This is a genomic window from Nereida sp. (genome assembly GCF_965655635.1).
In the GTDB taxonomy this organism is placed as follows: Bacteria; Pseudomonadota; Alphaproteobacteria; order Rhodobacterales; family Rhodobacteraceae; genus Nereida.
In genome coordinates this window covers 22,848-42,869 of sequence record NZ_CBFHHE010000013.1, presented here as the reverse complement: position 1 = coordinate 42,869, position 20,022 = coordinate 22,848, and the positions used below count along the sequence as shown (strand labels likewise).

Here is a 20,022-nt window from a genome sequence, read left to right as displayed (position 1 = left end):
ATCAGTTGCGGCGAATGCGCGCCACAATTCCAGCCCAGCCACCGGGACGAACAATTCCACTGAGCAAAAAGCCTGCCGCAAAGCCGACTGCGTCGGCGATCCAGGTGCTATTAGATCCGAACAACAAAGCAAAAAGCAACTGAATGCCCAGCAAGAAACCTATCAACATGAACGCGCGCACTTGCGGTTCGCCGCGCGCCGCGAGCTGTGCGGCCAACAAATACGTGAACGCGCCAATAAGACCGTACGCACCGGGATAGCCCCCCACCAGCGGCGACGGATCGTCAAATGCCAACCCAAAAGCCAAAGCACCCACGATGGACGAGACGAAGAACACCAAAAACGCCGCAACACCGCCAAACGCATCGGACACAGATTTGCCAAGCGCCAACACGAACACCCCCGCAAAAAGGGCCTGCGTCATGGAAAGGTGCACGAAGGGGTAGGTCAGAAACCGCTTCAATCGGTCCAGCGTCCAAATTCCCCGCTCAATACCATCATCTATGATCTGACCGTAAAAGCCGTAGTCTTGGATCGCAGCCAGCCGCCAACCTGACGCCTCGGGGCCACCTACAAAACCAGTCCCCCCAAGCGCAAACATCAACTCGGGGATCACAAATCCCGCACTAAGCAAAAGCACAACGGGGTGCAGAGGGTGGACAACGGGTTGTTGGTTCATCTTGTCGGCTCCTTGACGGATTGCTGTCTCATAGGTAATCGCTGCGACAGTTTTGCACCAGATGGAATGTCAGTCATGAGCACGTCACAGTTCACCCCACGCGTCTTTTCCGGCATCCAGCCATCTGGTGGGTTGACCCTTGGCAACTACCTTGGCGCGATGAAACGCTTTGTGGACATGCAAAACGCCGGCACCCACGAAACGATTTACTGCATGGTCGATCTGCACGCGATCACTGTGGCCCAAGACCCTAAAGATCTTGCTCATAACACACGCGAACTTTGCGCAGGCTTCATCGCCAGTGGCATCGATCCCGAGAAATCTGTTTTGTTCAACCAATCCCAAGTCCCCGAGCACGCGCAACTGGGGTGGATTTTCAACTGCGTGGCGCGCATGGGCTGGATGGGGCGCATGACCCAGTGGAAAGACAAAGCGGGCAAAAACGCAGAACAAGCCTCGCTTGGGTTGTTTGCCTACCCTGCCCTGATGGCCGCAGATATTTTGGTTTATCACGCCACACATGTGCCCGTGGGCGAAGATCAAAAACAACACCTTGAACTGACACGCGACATTGCCGCCAAGTTTAACCACGACTACGGCGTCGACTTTTTCCCAATCACCGAACCGGTGATTGAAGGCGCGGCCACCCGTGTGATGTCATTGCGCGATGGCACCAAGAAAATGTCAAAGTCTGATCCGTCTGATCTGAGCCGGATCAATATGACAGACACCGCCGACGCGATTGCCAAAAAGATCCGCAAAGCCAAAACAGATCCCGAACCGCTTCCCGAAGCGCTTGATGGGTTGGACGAGCGCCTAGATGCGCGCAATCTTGTGAACATCTACGCCGCTTTTGCCGAAATCACCCCACAGCAAGTGCTGGACCAGCATGCTGGCTCTCAATTTGGCACGTTCAAGCCTGTGCTGGCTGATCTGGCTGTTGAAAAACTTGCCCCCATCGGGACTGAAATGTCACGCTTGATGGAAGACCAAGCCGAGATCGACCGCATTCTGGCTCGTGGTGCGGAACGGGGCCGCGAGATCGCAGCGCCAATTCTTGCAAAAACACTCGAAATTGTAGGGATGGTCCGCTAACGCACGCCATACCCTTGGCACATGGAACAGGCGCGTTATGTCTGGCTGCATGACAGACATTTCTGAAGCCGACATCAGCGCCATCATTGAAATGGCCCTCTCCGATCACACTGCATTCGCCGATATTGAACGCGAATACGGTCTGAAGGACAAAGAGGTCAAAGCCTTGATGCGCTCAAACCTCAAAACGTCAAGCTACCGCACGTGGCGAAAAAGGGTGCGCACCTTTGGTGATAGGCGCGCGCATTACAAATAGTCACATCTTTCGATTGCCAGCGCCGTGCACTGCGGTCATGATCGCATCGGTTAGCATCCCGAGGGAGGGGAAAGATTATGCGTAAGTTCCTAGTTGTCTTGGACGACAGCCGCGAATGCCTCAACGCGATGCGGTTTGCGGCCATGCGTGCGTCCAAAACTGGTGGCGGCGTAGAAATCCTCTCGGTCATTCCACCAGAAGAGTTCAACCACTGGATCGGTGTTGCAGACATTATGCGCGCCGAAGCCCGCGAGCGGATCGAAGTGCATTTTGAGGTCTATGCCAAATGGATGCGCGACAAACTTTCGATTGAGCCAGAATTGGTGATCCGTGAAGGCCGCCCGTCCGAGGAGATCGTACAGCAGATTATGGATGATCCAGAAGTCGGCATTTTGGTATTGGGCGCGGCTACAGACAAAAAGGGCCCCGGCCCGATCGTCACGCAAATGACCAAAAACGCAGGTGCGCTTCCCGTGCCAATGACAATTGTTCCCGGCGACATCAGTAAAGAAAAGCTGGAAGCGATCACCTAAATTACGTTTTAGAACCATTCTAAACTATTGACTAAATGGCGTAGCGATCGCATATTTGATGCAAAGGAGACCTTTCCGATGTTCATTCAAACCGAGTCCACGCCAAACCCCGCCACATTGAAGTTCCTTCCAGGACAAGAAGTGCTGGACATGGGTACGGCAGATTTCACGACCCCAGAAGCTGCGGCCTCATCGCCGCTGGCCACGCGTCTTTTCGCAGTGCAAGGCGTAACGGCGGTGTTCTTTGGTCTGGACTTTGTAACAGTAACCAAAGCGGATGACGCCGAATGGGATCACCTGAAGCCAGCCCTTCTTGGCGCGATCATGGAGCATTTCCAGTCAGGCCAACCCGTTATGGAAGGCGAAAACACCTCGTCTGGTCACGCGGAACACACCGGCGAAGACGGCGAGATTGTCGGCCAGATTAAAGAACTTCTCGACACGCGCGTTCGTCCGGCAGTTGCTCAGGACGGTGGTGATATTACGTTTCACGGCTTTGACCGCGGCATCGTATATTTGCACATGCAAGGTGCCTGCGCGGGATGCCCATCGTCCACGCTAACGCTCAAAATGGGCATTGAGAACTTGTTGCGCCACTACATCCCCGAGGTGATCGAAGTGCGCCCCGTCGCCGCGTGATCCTCGCGTTTGACACCTCTGGCCCACATATCGCCGTCTGTGTTTTGGACGGCGATACTGTTTGTGCCGCCTCGTTTGACGAAATGGCAAAAGGCCAAGCCGAGCAGCTTTTCCCCAAGATTGAGGACGCGCTTACAAAGGCCGGCGCGAGCTATGCCGACATCACCCGTATTGGCGTGGGCACAGGGCCCGGGAACTTTACGGGCATTCGCATTTCCGTTTCTGCAGCGCGCGGTTTGGCGCTGTCCCTTGGAGTTCCGGCAATTGGTGTGACAACGCTTGAAGCCTACGCACTTGATGCCCCGCAGCCAGTTGTGTCGCTTGTGGATGCAAAGCGCGGTAACGTCTACGCCCAGCGCTTTGACACAAATTCAACAGAACCATTTTTCACCGATGCCGCAAGCGCGAACCCTGACGGTATCGCAATCGTTACAGCGCAAACTGCAACACATCAAATTGCTGTGGCCATCGCAAAGCTTGCCGCCGAAAAATCGCCCCAAGACGCTCCGCCGAAGCCATTTTATATGCGCCCAGCGGACGCCGCCCCCTCACGAGACACGCCCCCGCGCATTTTGGCATAGGCAATGACGAAGACGGCACCCCCCCAAAGCCAACTTACGCCACAGGCCATGGCCCAAACGCACGCCGCGGCTTTTGAGCTAACCCGCCCTTGGTCAGTGCGTGAGTTTTCTGAACTGCTTCAAAGCCCAAGTTGTTTTGTGGTCGGCGGCGCGCAGTGCTTTGCCCTTTCTCGGATCATCGCAGATGAGGCGGAACTATTGACCATCGCGACCCATCCGGATCACCAACGACAAGGTCGCGCCAAAGCCGTGATGGACAGCCTTCATTCCCACTTACAAACACGCAGCGCAGTGCAGATATTTCTTGAAGTGGCTGCACCGAATCTAGGTGCGTTGGCGCTGTATGAAAGCCTCGGCTATCATCAAGTTGGTCGCCGCAAAGCCTATTACACCCCAACATCTGGTGGTGAAGCGCTCGATGCTATCGTAATGCAGCGCAAATTGCCAATTTAACGCACATTTTTATGCGCTTACTGCGCCTACACGTTACGGAAATATGAATCGCACTTGACCCCCCGCGCGCCCTGCCGCTTACTGTCGCCCACAAGGGTGTAGGCTACCAATTCGGCATGACCTGCGCTCTGCGAGGGCGACAATCAAATCTGCGATTTGGCGTGCCTCGTCTCGATTTAGAAATCCTTGGGGAGATACTCATGACAATCATGACGAAACTGATGAGCGCCGCAACTGGTCTTGCTCTGACCGCAACTGCTGCTGTTGCTGATCCTGCGATCATCTTCGATTTGGGCGGCAAGTTCGACAAATCATTCAACGAAGCTGCGTTCAATGGTGCATCACGTTGGGCCGAAGAAACTGGTGGCACATTCAAAGAGATCGAATTGCAGTCAGACGCACAGCGTGAGCAAGCTCTGCGCCGCTTTGCGGAATCCGGTGCTAACCCAATCGTCATGGCAGGTTTTGCGTTCGGCTCAGCGCTGAGCGAAGTTGCACCTGATTATCCTGATACAAAGTTCGCGATCATCGACATGGTTGTAGACCAGCCAAACGTTCGCTCTGTTGTATTCAACGAGCACGAAGGTTCATACCTTGCGGGCATCATGGCGGCGAACGCATCTGAAACTGGCACAGTTTCATTCATTGGTGGCATGGACATTCCACTGATCCGCCGCTTTGCGTGTGGCTATGCACAAGGCGCAAAAGCAGCAAACGCTGACATCACAGTGATCTCCAACATGACCGGCACAACCGGCGCTGCCTGGAATGATCCGGTGAAAGGTTCCGAACTGACCAAAGCGCAAATCAGCCAAGGTTCTGACGTTGTTTATGCAGCGGCAGGCGGCACCGGTCTTGGTGTTCTACAGACAGCGGCTGACGAAGGCATCTTGTCTATCGGCGTGGACAGCAACCAAAACTACCTGCACCCAGGAAAAGTTCTTACATCAATGCTCAAGCGCGTGGATAATGCTGTCTACAAAGCCATGCTTGACGGCACAGACATGGAAACAGGCTTCAATGTCATGGACCTGTCAAACCGCGGTGTTGGCGTTGCGCTTGATGAGAACAACGAAGCCCTCGTAACATACGCGATGCTGTCTGAAACATATGCAGCGGCTGACAAAATCATCAGCGGCGACATCAAAGTACATGACTACATGTCAGACGAATCCTGCCCTGCGCTGGACTTCTAAGACGTAACACCCATCGGGCCGCGCGGAGGACAATCTGCGCGGCCCTTTCCTATTCAGACAACGCAGGCGTTTATTTCTGATGACTGATATTGCTCCCGCCATCGAACTTAAGGGCATCTCGAAAGCCTTTGGACCGGTTCAAGCCAACAAAGACATTTCAATTCGCGTAATGCCCGGCACAATCCATGGCATTATCGGTGAAAATGGCGCAGGCAAATCAACCCTGATGAGCATCCTTTACGGCTTTTACAAAGCCGACACAGGCGAGGTTTTCATCAGCGGTAGAAGAACAGAAATCCCTGACAGCCAAGCCGCGATTGCCGCGGGCATTGGTATGGTGTTCCAGCACTTTAAACTGGTCGAAAATTTTACAGTTCTTGAGAACGTCGTACTAGGCGCGGAAGATGGCTGGAGCCTTGGCCCGTCACTGCGCAAGGCGCGCAAAGAACTGATCAACCTTGCAAGTGAATACGGCTTGAACGTGGATCCTGATGCCTTGATTGAAGAAATCGGCGTGGGAATGCAGCAGCGCGTTGAAATCCTTAAGGCGCTTTACCGGCAAGCGGACATTTTGATCCTTGATGAGCCAACGGGCGTTCTAACCCCCGCAGAAGCAGATCAGCTTTTTCGCATTCTGCAGCGCCTCAAGGCTGAGGGGAAAACGATTATCCTCATCACACACAAGCTGCGTGAAATTATGGATGTCACCGATACCGTAAGCGTGATGCGGCGCGGTGAAATGACCGCCACGGTCAAGACATCCGAGACAAGCCCGCAACAACTGGCCGAGTTGATGGTTGGCCGCAAAGTATTGCTGCGCGTTGATAAAGTACCCGCAAAACCGCGCGAGGCTGTCCTTGAAGTGAAGGGGCTAAACGTCAGCGACGACAAAGGCGTTCACCGTCTCAAGGGCATTGATTTGACTGTGCGCGCTGGCGAGGTTTTGGGCATTGCTGGCGTGGCCGGCAACGGGCAGTCAGAGTTGCTTGAAGTCTTGGGCGGCATCCAATCCGGCGAAGGCTTGGTCAAACTGAACGGCGCTGAAATTGATCTTACTGGGCGCCATTCAGATGGACAGTCACGGCGCGCACGGGGCATTGCGCACGTTCCCGAAGACAGGCAGCGCGAAGGCCTTATTATGAATTTCGCGGCGTGGGAAAACACTGGCTTCGGCTATCATCACGATAACCGCTACAACCGCAGCCGCCTAATGATGGACAACGCCGCACTGCGCCAAGACACCGAAGAAAAGATGGACCGCTTTGACGTGCGCCCACCCAACCCAAAGCTGGCGGCAAAATCCTTTTCGGGGGGCAACCAACAAAAGATCGTTTTGGCCCGCGAGATTGAGCGGAACCCGGATTTGTTGCTGATCGGTCAGCCCACCCGCGGCGTCGATATTGGCGCTATTGAATTCATCCACCAACAGATTGTCGCCCTGCGCGATAAAGGCAAAGCAATCCTGCTGGTCTCGGTTGAGTTGGAAGAAATCCTCGCACTATCTGACCGGATTGCTGTGATGTTTGACGGCCAAATCATGGGCGAACGTTTACCCGATGAGACAGATGAAAAAGAGCTGGGCCTGATGATGGCTGGCATGACCCGCGAGGCCGCCGCCGCGCAGCCTCAAAACGCAGTACAGGAGGGCTAGAGCATGGATGTGATCCCAAAGTGGGCCGACGCGGTTCTGGTCCCTCTTATTTCGCTTATTCTTGCGGCAGTGCTGTCGGCGCTAGTGATCCTTGCCATCGGTGAAGACCCTATTGCGGCTGCAAAGCTAATGGTCGAAGGCGCTATTGGTTCTACCTATGGCTGGGGCTACACGCTTTACTACGCGACCAACTTTATCTTCACAGGCCTTGCCGTATCAGTCGCGTTTCATGCGCGCATGTTCAACATTGGCGGTGAGGGACAGGCCATGCTTGGCGGTTTGGGCGTGGCATTGGTGTGTCTTTATATTCCGTTTCCGCACTGGGCACTGGCTTTGCCCGTGGCCATTATCGGCGCTGCTGCTTTTGCTGCAATTTGGGCTGCGATCCCTGCGTATTTGCAAGCCAAACGGGGCAGCCACATTGTTATCACCACAATCATGTTCAACTTCATTGCAGCAGCGCTTTTGAACTACCTCTTGGTGGGTATGCTCAAACCCTCAGGTGCGATGGATCCGGCAACCGCAAAATTTGCGGCCACCACGCACCTTCCGACATTCCAAGATTTGTTCAGCTGGGGCGAAAAGCCAGTGTTCCGTGGCGCACCTGCAAACGTCAGCTTTTTCATAAGCTTGCTGGCCTGCGTCGGCGTTTGGTTCTTGATCTGGCGGACCCGTCTGGGCTTTGAAATTCGCGCCTACGGCGAAAGCGAAAGCGCCGCGAAATACGCCGGCATCAGCCCTACCAAAATTATTATCATCTCAATGATCATCTCGGGCGCGTTGGCGGGCTGCATGGCGATCAACAACGTCATGGGCGAGGCCGAGCGTCTGGTGTTAGGCAGCGTCGAAGGCGCCGGTTTCATCGGCATCGCCGTGGCACTGATGGGCCGCAGCCACCCGCTTGGGGTGCTTCTTGCCGCGATCTTGTTTGGCTTTTTGTATCAGGGCGGTGCAGAACTGGCGCTTTGGACGAACATCCCCCGTGAATTGATCATCGTGATCCAGGCGCTGGTCATCATGTTCACAGGGGCGCTCGACAACATGATCCGCATACCCCTTGAGAAAATATTCTTAATGATGCGCAAAGAGGGAGCAGCATAATGTGGGATTTTCTGAACCTCTTCTCCGTTCCTGTTCTTGAGACATCAATCCGGTTGGCGACGCCCTTGTTATTGGCGTGCCTTGCCGGACTGTTCAGCGAACGTGCAGGTATTTTTGACATCGGCCTTGAAGGCAAAATGTTGATTTCCGCGTTCTTTTCTGCCGCGATCAGCTTCAACACGGGCTCTGTTTGGCTTGGGCTTGGGGCCGGCATTTTGGCCTCAGTCACCTTGTCAATCATCCACGGTCTGGCCTCGATCACATTCCGCGGCAACCAACTTATCTCTGGGGTGGCAATCAATTTTCTCGCTGCTGGAATGACCGTTTTGATTGCACAAAGCTGGTTCAAACAAGGCGGGCGCACACCCCAGCTTGAGGGCGCTGCGCGGTTCAACCCAATTGAATTTCCGTTCGCCGAAACTTTCATGCCTGTGCCCGTTGCGGGACCGGTTTACGCCAGCTTGATCGGCGGGCATGCTCTGCTGGTTTATGTGGCAGTCGCAATGGTGCCGCTGACGTGGTGGGTCCTGTTTCGCACACGCTTCGGCCTGCGCCTGCGCGCCGTCGGTGAGAACCCCGCCGCGGTCGATACCGCGGGCGTTTCCGTGGTTGGCCTGCGCTATGCGGCAGTCTTAATTTGCGGTGTATTGTGCGGGCTTGCGGGTGCCTATTTGGCGACCGCACTGCAGGCAGGCTTCGTCAAAGACATGACCGCAGGCCGTGGCTACATCGCCCTTGCCGCGCTGATCTTTGCCAAGTGGCGGCCGTGGTATGCATTGGCCGCGTGTCTGTTGTTTGGCTATCTACAAGCGATTGCCTTGCGTCCTGATCTTTTGACCGCGGCGTTTGGCTTCAAAGTGCAAATCCAATTGCTTGATGCATTGCCGTACATTTTGACAGTTGTGATCTTGGCCGGATTTGTTGGAAAAGCCATCCCCCCGCGGGCTGGCGGCGAGCCATATGTGAAAGAGCGGTAAGACAACTGGACTCATAGTGCTTTTCAATTTGGCGGTTGAAGTCAGGCCAGAATAGGTTGAAGGAAAGCCATGCAAATCTACCTGCCCATCGCGGAAGTTTCCGTTAACGCATTTCTTTTGTTAGGTCTCGGCGGCATCGTCGGTATCTTGTCAGGGATGTTTGGTGTGGGTGGTGGCTTTCTGATGACCCCCTTGCTGTTCTTTATCGGCATCCCGCCCGCAGTTGCTGTGGCCACTGAAGCAAACCAGATTGTAGCCTCGTCGTTCTCTGGTGTGCTTGCGCACTTCAAACGAAAAACCGTTGATTTCAGGATGGGCACCGTTCTCCTTGTGGGGGGACTGATCGGCGCAGCACTGGGTGTGGTTGTTTTCAACTACCTGAAGTCCTTGGGGCAAGTCGATCTGCTGGTAAAGCTTTGTTACGTTGTCTTTTTGGGCGTTGTCGGCGGTTTGATGTTTATCGAAAGCCTCAACGCGATCCGCCGCACCAACGCCCCTGCGGGCACGGCACCGCGCAAGCGCAAGAACCACACGTGGATTCACTCGCTGCCGTTCAAGATGAAGTTCCGCGTCTCGGGCCTCTATATTAGTGTGATCCCGCCTGTGATCGTTGGTGTTGTCGTGGGTATTCTGGCAGCAATCATGGGCGTTGGCGGCGGCTTTATTATGGTGCCTGCGATGATCTATCTGCTTGGCATGCCTACTAAAGTTGTCGTGGGGACATCCCTTTTTCAGATCATCTTTGTAACCGCGTTCACCACAATGCTGCACGCCACCACAAACTATACCGTGGATATGATGCTGGCGGTTTTGCTATTGGTTGGCGGCGTTATCGGCGCACAGGTCGGAACGCGGATCGGCGCCAAGATGAAGGCAGAGCACCTGCGTATTTTGCTTGCGCTGATGGTGCTTGGTGTCTGTGCCAAGCTTGCACTGGATCTGCTGCTGACCCCGTCGGAGCTGTATTCTATCGGCTTGGGAGGGCACTAGATGCTACGTGCTTTTCTCATCACGCTTTTGCTGGCGACACCAGCCGCTGCACAGAACTTGGTACTTGGCCTGTCCGAGAGCGAGGTGGCCATTACAACAACTTTCGATGGCTCAGATATTTTGGTTTTTGGTGCAATCAAGCACGAAAGTGCGGTGACGCAAGAAGCCAAGCTTGACCTGATCGTCACCGTAAAGGGTCCGGATCAAGCAACCACAGTTTACCGCAAAGATCGCCGCTTTGGCATATGGGTGAACGCCGCAACCGTTGAGGTCGACGCAGCGCCATCGTTCTACGCGATCGAAACAACGCGCCCCATCGCAGATATCTTGGGTGAAGAGGCAGATCGTTATTACGAGATCACCCTACCCCGCGTTATCAAGCCAAGCGCAGAGGGCCACGGCGACAACGATGTGGCGCTGTTCACCAAAGCGTTGATGCGCATCCGCCAAGACGCCAACAAATACCAATTGCGCGAATGGGATGCCGCGCTGATCGACAATACCTTGTTCCGCACAGACGTTGAGTTACCTGCTAACCTTGTCGAAGGCGCCTACGAAGTCAGCGTTTTTCTGTTGAAAGACAAAAAGGTTATCTCAACCTACAGCACGATTCTTGATGTGCGCAAAGCGGGGCTTGAGCGTTGGATGTACAACTTGTCACGCCAACAACCGTTCTACTACGGTATCCTGTCGCTGATCATCGCAATTAGCGCCGGTTGGGGTGCATCAGCAATTTTCCGTGTGTTCCAACGCTAAGAAAACGGCATGCAGTATCGTTAGCCGCGCCCGATGTGGGGCATTGCGCTGGCCATCACCATCATGGTTTGAACGTTGGCTTCCTCTGGTAAGCTCACCATGTGAAAGACGGACTTCGCCACATCTTCAACGGCCATTGTGGGCAACGGCGGCAAGCCGTCGGCCGCACGCTTTACTTCAAGGTTCGCCACTAAATCTGTACGGGCATTGCCAATGTCAATTTGACCACAAGCAATACCAAAGGGACGCCCATCAAGTGTGATCGTCTTGGTCAGGCCAGAAACGCCGTGTTTTGTTGTCGTGTAACACGTCGACCCCTCACGCGGGGTATGCGCACTGATCGAGCCGTTGTTGATGATCCGACCGCCCTGATCGGATTGGTGCCGCATGGTTCGAAACGCAGCACGGGCGCACAAAAACATGCCTGTCAGGTTTACATCAACGGTCGCCTGCCAATCGGCCAGCTGGATTTCATCAATGCTCTTTTGCGGTCCAAACTGGCCTGCGTTATTGAACAAAACATCTAAACGGTGATTGCGTGAAAAGGTTTCAAACGCGGCATCAACCGCTGCTTCATCAGTCACGTTACACGGTAGGCAAACGGCGTTCTCATGGCCCCCGGCTATATCTTCCAACGAAGAAGCCGTACGCGCCATAAGACCAACGCGCCAACCGTTCTGCAAGAAATAGCGTGCTGTGACCGCGCCAATGCCGCTGCTTGCCCCAGTGATAATGATCGACTTCATGAGTTTGCCTCCAAAGGTTCGGCTTCAAGGGTAAGCGGTGAGGGCTTGCTCGGCAAATCATCAATGATCAGCGGCCCCTTGGGACGGGCAAGAGCAGCGCGTACGCACCAATGAAGGCGTGTCTCTGCCCGCGTAATTGCGACATATGCCAAGCGCTTCCATAGCGGCTGCCCCGCCTCAGAACGGCCCATGCGCGCGGCAACAAAAATATCTGGTGCAAACACCTGCACTTCATCCCATTGCGAGCCCTGCGCCTTGTGAATTGTCACCGCGGCACCGTGCAGAAAAGTAGCCCCCATGCGCGCGGCAAACGGGATGACAGGCTCTTCCTCGCCGGGCTTTTCTAACTTCATAATTGACGCGGCACTCACCTGCGGGTCCTCGGCCCCCATGACGTGCAGGCGTGAAAAGCCAGGCTTGCGGCCAAGGCCCATATAGATGACCTGCGCGCCTTTAATCAGACCTCGCGCCTCAAGATCGAGCCGCTTCTTGCGGTGCTTCATAGGTAACTCAATACCGTCACAAATAAGCGGCTCACCTTCCAGCAGCTCTTCCCCTGGCGCGCTGTAGGCACCGCGAAACGCATTGATCAATTTGATCCGCGTCGCGTTACGCCACACAAGACACGGCGAGCGCGCCATCAAATCGCAATTCACCCGATCGGCCCATACGACCCGATCATCTTTTTGGGAGGCGTCTCTTACCATCTGCTCAAAGTGATGAAACTCAAGCGATGGGTCCGCCAATGCATGGGCCATATCAAGAATGGGATTGTCTTTGGTTTGCCGGTGGACGCGGCTCAGTTCGAGCTTGCGCGGCCCTTTGAGACCATCAAAAACCATACCCCCAGATTGATTAACTGGCGCAAGCTGTGCGGGATCACCAAACAACACAAGCGTTGGAAAAATTTCCTGCAGGTCTTCATATTGCTTGGCATCCAGCATCGAAGATTCATCGATGAACCCAATATCAAGTGGGTTCTCGCGCCGTTTCCAACCTGTGATAAAATCAGAACCGCGCAAGCCCGCCGCAGCAAGCGCGCCCGGAATTGATTTGTTGGTCTGATAATATGCCCACGCGCGATCAAGCGCCAAATCCGTCAGGTCTTCTACGTCAGGCCGCTCAAGCGTGTTGCCGGCCAACCATTCAGCAATTTTTTCATACTCAGGATCATACATGGGCGTGTACAAGATCCGGTGGATCGTCGTTGCGGGAACACCGCGGTTACGCAGCACACTTGCAGCTTTATTGGTGGGGGCAAGAATGGCCAGCGTGCGTTTATCTTTAGATTTGCGGGATTCGTAGTCGCCTGAAACAACCTCGACACCGGCGGCTTCAATGGCACGGTACAATTCGGCCAGCAGCAATGTTTTACCGCTGCCAGCCTTGCCGATCACGGCCATCACACTGGATTTACTGTCTTGTGGCGGCAGCACCACATCGCTTTCAATATCAACGCCCGCGCGCTTCAACAGCTCAGAAATGCTGTCAAACGCATGGGCTTGGTCGTCAGAAAACTGGACGCTGGGTATACTCATGGCGCGACACTATATCGGCGCACCAGTCGCTGCCAGTGGCTGTCTCAGCTTGGGCTGGAGTTTTTGCATTTAAAGTTTGCAAAGACGCCTTGAACCACTGGTCTGGCGTTGCTGCCTCAATGCCTAGGCGTGCATATGCCTTTGCCCAGGCCTCATCTTGCAGCTACCAAAGGCCTACGCAAATTTCGCCTGCACCTGAGCCTGCCTGCCCAATGATATCAGGGCTTACACCGTATAAGCGATAGATCCGCGCCATCCGCGGATCAAAGACACCAATGTAGTGACGCAAAGAAAAGCGTCGCATCACCTCGCCTGCTCCACGCACCAATGCCGCCGCGCAAGAACGTGTATCATCTGCACGCGGGCTGATACAAAACCGTGTACATTCCCAAATAAGCGGGCTTTCGATATGCACTCCGCCGGCAAGGTGGGCAAAATGGTCGTGCACCATGGTCCGGCCCGTTGTGGGCAAGAACCGCATCGAGCCGCTATGGGTGCCATCGGGCAGTTCCCAAATGACATAGAGCGGGCACATGTCGTCGTACGCGTCACGCTCATGCCCGTTGCGATCGACGCTTACTTCCCATCCAAGACGGTCTTTGAACTGAACCGCCCTATCGCGGAACATGGTTTGCGCAAGGCGTGGCAATTGGTCGAGCTGATCTACGTAGATGTAGCGAAGCATGCGGGCGTCCTATCACTGATGAAAGTGGCTCCTGCCAAAAACCAGACAGGAATATTGCCTCATCATGTGTTTAGCCTGTTAAAGGCTGCTTACGCCAACGCGCGGCGCCAAAGCGCCCAACGCAACACAAAGGGAATGTTTGCGCTATACGACGATCAGCCCTTTGGTCAGCGCACGGGCAACCGTATGAGTGGTGTTAAGCGCACCCAGCTTATGACGTGCACCCTCAACATAGACCCGCAGCGTGTGCTCTGAAATCTGCAAATCATGAGCCGCTTGAGAGCGTGATTATCCCCTTGCAAGCAGCACCATCGCGGATAGTTCACGAGGCGAAAGATTGACGATTGTGTTATCAAAGCCTGTGTCAAAATCGAGAGCACGCTCGTTAAACTTATGGGCGATAATGATCAAAGACTGCTGGTTTAATTCAATAAATTCCGCCCATGCCTCATCATTGGTGTTCGCGTTGCACGACAATAAAGCAAACTGACCAGACGGGCCACGCACCGGAATAGACAGCCCTTGATTGCCTACACCGTAGTCAATGGCTTCGCGCAGAAACTCTTTGGCCCCCTTGCTGGACCAATCAAGATCTTTCCAATTTAGCGGGTGAAATCTCTGTAGCGCCCCAAGGATAACAGGGTCCATCCGCAGATAGTCCTTTTGGACGTACCGATCGACCCACTCGGTACTGTAGGTGCCTGCCCCAAAGCGTTCACCAACAGAATTAAACCAATGGTAAATAAAATGATCTAATTTGTAATAATCCTGTAGGTTCTCAGTAATTCGTTGAAAATCCTCAAGCGTGTTCGCTTGCTCGAGGTCGTTCACGATACTCTCCAGTGCCCCACTCATTGAGTGCGTCTCCCCTCACGGCCAAGATGTCACTTGCCGCAATCAAAGCGACGTCATCAAGATGCTCAGCCAAGCGCCCCAAACCATTGGAACGGGCGAAAACACGAAGATCTACGAGGACGTCTAATATCCATTCATTCTGCATCTACACTCATCCTAAAATAGTGAATCTCACATAAACACAACCGTAACGTGTATTTATTTTATATAAAATTCGCGCATCCTAGCTCCCCAGATATAGTGAGGCAGCCAAATTTAAGTCGTTCAAAACGAAAGAAGCCCAACACCTTCATGGCATTGGGCTTCGATTCGGCGCGCAGGGGGAGCCTGCAAACCGTTCTCAGGGGTTACTACTTTCCAGCCTCAACCGTATCGATCAAGGTCCGCAGACCGATCTTTGGCGCTTGAACCAGTACGGACATATTGCCCGGCTTATGCTCGTTCCGGAGCATTTTCATGTGGGCCTCAGGCAGGTCGTTCCATTCAAAAACTTCCGACATACAAGGATCAAGACGTTCCTCTACCATCAATTGGTTCGCCGCAGCCGCTTGCTTGAGGTGCGCGAAGTGCGAGCCCTGAAGACGCTTTTGGTGCATCCACATATAACGGACGTCAAAGGTCATGTTGAAGCCAGTCGTGCCAGCACAAATCACAACCATGCCACCTTTCTTACACACGAAGGTCGAAACCGGGAAGGTGGACTCACCAGGGTGCTCGAACACCATATCAACATTGTTACCTTTGCCAGTAATTTGCCAGATCGCAGCCCCGAACTTACGCGCGGCGCGGAACCACTCGGCATATTCAGGTGTGTTAACCGTTGGCATCTGGCCCCAGCAGTCGAAGTCATTGCGGTTCAAAACACCCTTGGCACCCAGTGACATCACGAAATCGCGCTTGCTTTCGTCAGAGATAACGCCGATCGCGTTGGCACCAGCAGTCTTAATTAGCTGGATCGCGTAGGACCCAAGCCCACCAGATGCGCCCCAAACAAGAACGTTCTGACCAGGCTTAAGATCATGAGGCGCGTGGCCAAAAAGCATCCGGTACGCAGTGGCGAGCGTCAGAGTGTAGCAAGCGCTTTCCTCCCACGTCAGATGCTTAGGCCGCGACATCAATTGTTGCGATTGCACCCGCGTAAATTGGCTGAACGAGCCGTCAGGTGTCTCATACCCCCAAATTCGCTGGCTTTGCGAGTACATCGGATCACCGCCGTTACACTCCTCATCATCGCCATCATCTTGGTTGCAATGGATCACAACTTCATCGCCGACTTTCCAGCGCGTCACTTTATCACCAACAGCCCAAACAATGCCCGACGCATCAGAACCTGCGATATGATATGGCTGGTTGTGGCCATCAAAAGGGCTGATTGGCACACCAAGGGCTGCCCAGACACCGTTGTAGTTAATGCCGGCAGCCATCACGAGAACCAACACTTCGTTGCTATCCAGGGTGGGAACGTCGACCACTTCCTGAAGCATCGCGCTATTAGGGTTGCCATGACGTTCGCGGCGAATAGCCCATGAGTACATTTTTGGCGGAACAAAGCCCATCGGAGGGATTTCACCCACTTCGTAGAGCTCTTTCTCGACCGCATCATATGAAATCAAGTTGCTGTTAGTATCCAAAGCCATTGCGCGGTCTCCGTTCCAAATTTCAGGTGCCGCAGCGCAGAATCACTGTCGACACTTCCTTGAATATGACCCTGCAGGTAATATAGCAACAATTTTTTATACATATTTGTAATTTTATAACCCAGCAGTCGCAGAATTTTCTATATTTTTACGCTGCACATGCACGATAGAGTTCGCATAATACTCAAGAATATGGCGTTGATCGTCTTTCACCCGCACGATTGAGCCAGTCTGTGTAATCAAGCGTCGGGCCGTCATAACCTTCAAACCTTCAGCAACAATTGACGCTGCATCACCACAGGACACGTTGTGCGCCGTGTCATCATCAAGGCCTGCAAAGTATTTGGTAACGGCCGATTCAAGATCAGCGCCGGTTGCACCGTCCGCGGCCTCCAGCAAGACAGTGCTCAACACCGGGATCGGCAGTACAGGCATTACGTTTTCAATCCGCGTCATCAGTTCACGGCCCAAAGTACGCGGCAACTCCGCATGATGTGTTGCAAATTCACGCAACGACAGCGGCTTTCCAAAACTGACGCTCGCAACCCCAAATTTATAGGCACGCCGACAAATACGAAGCCACACATGCTTTAAAATGAAGCCACCCACTACTGACATGCGGGCGTTAAACTTACGGTCACCCCGTTGGCCCGCTGAAATGAGAATGCGGTCCTCAAGTATCCGGTCGTAATTCAAGGCAACAGGCACAAAGACAACATCACGGCTTTCTGGGGTCCACCCTTCAATAATATAATTCAACAGCCCAAGCTTGGGCGCCGCCACTTTTCCATCAAGACTTAGGCCGCCCTCAGGAAACACAGCCTGTGTCACGCCATTCTCGGTAGCCATTTGCACATACCGCGCAAGAACGCGCCGGTAGAGCGCATTACGTGAACGGCGCCGGATAAAATACGCACCCATTGAACGGATTAAACGTGACAGAGGCCAAACACGCGCCCACTCACCGACCGCATAAGACAACGCAGAAGCATCTGCCGCCAAGTAAGTGACCAGCATGTAATCCATGTTGGAGCGGTGGTTCATGATGAAGACGACCGTCGCATCCTGATCAATCTCAGCGCGCTCAACATGGCCAAGACGTACGTGATACAGCGTATTGCCGAGCCAACGCGCCACCCGAATACCCACGCCAAAATAAGCTGTCGCACTAAATGAAGGAACAATTTCGCGGGCGTATCTGCGGGCCATTTCTAAGGCCACCTCGTCAGGCATCCCTTCCTCAGAGGCATATTCCGATACAGCCGCCAATACATCACGATCATACGTCAGTCTTTGGATCATATCAGCGCGCCGCGCCAGCTTGAAAGGTTGGATAGGGCGGGTCAGCCGCTCGTTTACTTTCGCCACAACACGCTCTGCACGTTTGCGCAAAAACCACCGGACAGAAGGAAACAAGAGCCGCTCTCCGATAGAGATAGCAGCTGCAATGCCGATCAGAACGAGAACCCAAGCGGGCAAAGCAACTGTTTCAAACATATCTATAACTCGCATGTTGCTGCGGCGGGGTAAATGCCCACATGCTGCGGCGCAGCGGATTGACAGGAGTATATTGTGTCCGATACACCCTATGTGTGTGTAATTTTATTGCGCAACTAGATTCGGCCCCTTTGGGCCAACAGCCAACTGTGGAGCCTGCCATGACCAACGCCACTCAAGACCGCACCAAAGATCGCCCTTGGCTGTTCAGGACATATGCGGGCCACTCAACGGCGAAGGCATCTAATGCGCTATACCGTGGGAACTTGGCAAAAGGACAGACAGGGCTTTCTGTTGCTTTCGATCTGCCAACACAAACAGGATATGACAGCGACCATGAACTGTCCCGCGGCGAAGTTGGCAAAGTCGGCGTGCCAGTGGCCCATCTTGGTGACATGCGTGCCCTGTTTGATGACATACCACTAGATCAGATGAACACATCGATGACGATCAACGCCACGGCACCGTGGTTGTTGGCGCTCTATATCGCGGTTGCGGAAGAACAAGGCGCGGACATCTCGGCACTGCAAGGCACAGTGCAAAATGACATCATCAAAGAATACCTGTCACGCGGCACATATGTCTGCCCGCCCAAACCATCCATGCGTATGATTACAGATGTTGCCGCCTATACCCGCGAGCATCTGCCAAAATGGAACCCAATGAACATTTGCTCGTACCACCTCCAAGAAGCTGGTGCGACACCAGAGCAAGAACTCGCCTTCGCGCTTGCTACAGCAACCGCTGTGCTTGATGATCTGAAAGGCAAAGTCCCGGCCGAACACTTCCCCGCCATGGTTGGCCGGATCAGCTTTTTCGTAAACGCAGGCATCCGGTTTGTAACCGAGATGTGCAAAATGCGCGCATTTGTTGACCTGTGGGATGAAATCTGTCGCGAGCGTTACGGCGTGGAAGATCCAAAGTTCCGCCGCTTCCGGTACGGCGTTCAGGTGAACTCTCTCGGCCTGACCGAGCAACAGCCCGAAAACAACGTCTACCGTATCTTGGTGGAAATGCTTGCGGTGACCCTATCCAAGAAAGCCCGTGCCCGCGCGGTTCAACTGCCCGCTTGGAACGAAGCATTGGGCCTGCCACGTCCTTGGGACCAGCAATGGTCTTTGCGCATGCAGCAGATCATGGCGTTTGAAACGGACCTGCTGGAATACGACGATCTGTTTGACGGCAACCCAGCAGTTGACCGGAAAGTCGAAAGCCTGAAAGAGGGCGCGCGCGCAGAACTTGCAACGATTGACGGCATGGGCGGGGCTGTTGAAGCGATCGAATACATGAAGTCACGTCTTGTCGAAGCCAACGCAGAGCGGATCGGCGACATTGAGCAAGGCGAGACCACTGTGGTTGGCGTCAATAAATTCACCACCGGAGAGCCCTCGCCCCTTACCGCCGGCGATGAGGCAATTATGGTGGCGGATGCTGACGCAGAGCGGGACCAGATTGAGCGGCTGAATGCATGGCGCAGCGAGCGTGACGACAGCGCCGTTAAAGAAGCACTTGATGAGCTGCGCCAAGCTGCCGCGACGGGTATCAACGTGATGCCTGCATCAATCAAAGCGGCCAAAGCCGGTGCAACCACAGGCGAATGGGGCAATGTTGTTCGAACCGCCTTTGGGCAGTACCGCGGCCCGACTGGTGTATCCAAGAACCCCTCCAACCGGACCGAAGGCCTTGAGAATATCCGTGCGGCCGTTGACGCGGTCAGTGACAAGCTGGGCCGCCGCCTAAAGTTTCTTGTTGGCAAACCTGGTCTTGATGGACACTCCAACGGCGCCGAACAAATCGCAGCACGCGCCCGTGATTGCGGAATGGACATCAGCTATGAAGGGATCCGCCTCACCCCTGACGAGATCGTGTCAGCCGCTTTGGAAGATGACGCCCATGTGATTGGTCTGTCGATCCTGTCTGGCAGTCACATTCCACTTATGGGTGACTTGATGGATAAGCTACGTACCGCTGGACTTGCGCACATCCCCGTCGTCGTTGGCGGAATAATTCCAGAGGATGACGCTGACCGTTTGCGCGCCATGGGTGTTGCCAAAGTCTACACACCAAAAGACTTCGAGCTGAACCGGATTATGACGGATTTGGTAGAGCTGGTTGAGCCACAGGACGTTGCGGCACAATAACCGCACAATAGAGGGG

Annotated in this window: 20 protein-coding genes; 13 read left to right on the top strand and 7 right to left on the bottom strand. The window is 54.2% G+C overall.

Going from position 1 to position 20,022, the window contains the following annotated elements:
- Position 1: 1 nt before the first annotated feature.
- Positions 2-679 carry a rhomboid family intramembrane serine protease gene (locus ACTF5M_RS06195; RefSeq protein WP_438960185.1) on the bottom strand — a complete coding sequence of 226 codons (678 nt, stop codon included), beginning with the start codon at positions 677-679 and terminating at the stop codon, positions 2-4.
- Positions 680-754: 75 nt separating this feature from the next.
- On the opposite strand from ACTF5M_RS06195, the gene trpS reads away from it, so the two are divergent.
- From trpS to ACTF5M_RS06135, 12 genes are all read left to right on the top strand, one after another.
- Positions 755-1,774, top strand: a complete 1,020-nt coding sequence (gene trpS, locus ACTF5M_RS06190) for a tryptophan--tRNA ligase (RefSeq protein ID WP_438960184.1) — start codon at positions 755-757, stop codon at positions 1,772-1,774.
- 49 nt (positions 1,775-1,823) lie between these two features.
- Entirely contained in the window at positions 1,824-2,030 is a 207-nt protein-coding gene (locus tag ACTF5M_RS06185; protein WP_438960183.1) for a TIGR03643 family protein, read from the top strand.
- A 77-nt stretch (positions 2,031-2,107) separates the two neighbouring features.
- On the top strand, positions 2,108-2,563 hold the full coding sequence (locus tag ACTF5M_RS06180; RefSeq protein WP_438960182.1) for a universal stress protein: 456 nt from the start codon (positions 2,108-2,110) through the stop codon (positions 2,561-2,563).
- 78 nt (positions 2,564-2,641) lie between these two features.
- Complete coding sequence (locus ACTF5M_RS06175; RefSeq protein WP_048599260.1) at positions 2,642-3,202, top strand: NifU family protein; 561 nt, start codon at positions 2,642-2,644, stop codon at positions 3,200-3,202.
- Positions 3,199-3,783, top strand: coding sequence for a tRNA (adenosine(37)-N6)-threonylcarbamoyltransferase complex dimerization subunit type 1 TsaB (gene tsaB, locus ACTF5M_RS06170; RefSeq protein ID WP_438960181.1), 585 nt, complete (start codon positions 3,199-3,201; stop codon positions 3,781-3,783). The genes ACTF5M_RS06175 and tsaB overlap by 4 nt, the downstream gene beginning before the upstream one ends.
- Before the next feature lie 3 nt (positions 3,784-3,786).
- The gene (locus ACTF5M_RS06165) at positions 3,787-4,236 is read left to right on the top strand and encodes a GNAT family N-acetyltransferase (RefSeq protein ID WP_438960180.1); all 450 of its coding nucleotides are present in this window, start codon (positions 3,787-3,789) and stop codon (positions 4,234-4,236) included.
- A 200-nt stretch (positions 4,237-4,436) separates the two neighbouring features.
- Positions 4,437-5,432 (top strand): BMP family lipoprotein, encoded by a 996-nt coding sequence (locus ACTF5M_RS06160; protein ID WP_438960179.1) that lies wholly within the window; start codon positions 4,437-4,439, stop codon positions 5,430-5,432.
- 79 nt (positions 5,433-5,511) lie between these two features.
- Positions 5,512-7,083 (top strand): ABC transporter ATP-binding protein, encoded by a 1,572-nt coding sequence (locus tag ACTF5M_RS06155; RefSeq protein WP_438960178.1) that lies wholly within the window; start codon positions 5,512-5,514, stop codon positions 7,081-7,083.
- A 3-nt stretch (positions 7,084-7,086) separates the two neighbouring features.
- The gene (locus ACTF5M_RS06150; RefSeq protein ID WP_438960177.1) at positions 7,087-8,184 is read left to right on the top strand and encodes an ABC transporter permease; all 1,098 of its coding nucleotides are present in this window, start codon (positions 7,087-7,089) and stop codon (positions 8,182-8,184) included.
- On the top strand, positions 8,184-9,161 hold the full coding sequence (locus ACTF5M_RS06145) for an ABC transporter permease (protein WP_438960176.1): 978 nt from the start codon (positions 8,184-8,186) through the stop codon (positions 9,159-9,161). The genes ACTF5M_RS06150 and ACTF5M_RS06145 overlap by 1 nt, the downstream gene beginning before the upstream one ends.
- 69 nt (positions 9,162-9,230) lie before the next feature.
- On the top strand, positions 9,231-10,151 hold the full coding sequence (locus ACTF5M_RS06140) for a sulfite exporter TauE/SafE family protein (protein WP_438960175.1): 921 nt from the start codon (positions 9,231-9,233) through the stop codon (positions 10,149-10,151).
- On the top strand, positions 10,152-10,907 hold the full coding sequence (locus ACTF5M_RS06135; RefSeq protein ID WP_438960174.1) for a TIGR02186 family protein: 756 nt from the start codon (positions 10,152-10,154) through the stop codon (positions 10,905-10,907).
- A 20-nt stretch (positions 10,908-10,927) separates the two neighbouring features.
- On the opposite strand, the gene ACTF5M_RS06130 is transcribed toward ACTF5M_RS06135, so the two are convergent.
- From ACTF5M_RS06130 to ACTF5M_RS06105, 6 genes are all read right to left on the bottom strand, one after another.
- A complete protein-coding gene (locus ACTF5M_RS06130) occupies positions 10,928-11,653 on the bottom strand; it encodes an SDR family oxidoreductase (protein WP_438960173.1) in 726 nt (241 codons plus the stop codon).
- Positions 11,650-13,191 (bottom strand): ATP-dependent DNA helicase, encoded by a 1,542-nt coding sequence (locus tag ACTF5M_RS06125; RefSeq protein WP_438960172.1) that lies wholly within the window; start codon positions 13,189-13,191, stop codon positions 11,650-11,652. The genes ACTF5M_RS06130 and ACTF5M_RS06125 overlap by 4 nt, the downstream gene beginning before the upstream one ends.
- 163 nt (positions 13,192-13,354) lie before the next feature.
- Positions 13,355-13,876, bottom strand: coding sequence for an acyl-homoserine-lactone synthase (locus ACTF5M_RS06120; protein ID WP_438960171.1), 522 nt, complete (start codon positions 13,874-13,876; stop codon positions 13,355-13,357).
- 288 nt (positions 13,877-14,164) lie between these two features.
- Entirely contained in the window at positions 14,165-14,731 is a 567-nt protein-coding gene (locus ACTF5M_RS06115; protein ID WP_438960170.1) for an autoinducer binding domain-containing protein, read from the bottom strand.
- Positions 14,732-15,081: 350 nt separating this feature from the next.
- A complete protein-coding gene (ccrA, locus tag ACTF5M_RS06110; RefSeq protein WP_438960169.1) occupies positions 15,082-16,368 on the bottom strand; it encodes a crotonyl-CoA carboxylase/reductase in 1,287 nt (428 codons plus the stop codon).
- A gap of 114 nt (positions 16,369-16,482) precedes the next feature.
- Complete coding sequence (locus ACTF5M_RS06105) at positions 16,483-17,880, bottom strand: 1-acyl-sn-glycerol-3-phosphate acyltransferase (RefSeq protein WP_438960168.1); 1,398 nt, start codon at positions 17,878-17,880, stop codon at positions 16,483-16,485.
- 26 nt (positions 17,881-17,906) lie between these two features.
- Between ACTF5M_RS06105 and ACTF5M_RS06100 the strand changes: the two genes are divergently transcribed.
- Positions 17,907-20,006 (top strand): methylmalonyl-CoA mutase family protein, encoded by a 2,100-nt coding sequence (locus ACTF5M_RS06100; protein WP_438960167.1) that lies wholly within the window; start codon positions 17,907-17,909, stop codon positions 20,004-20,006.
- Positions 20,007-20,022 lie beyond the last annotated feature (16 nt).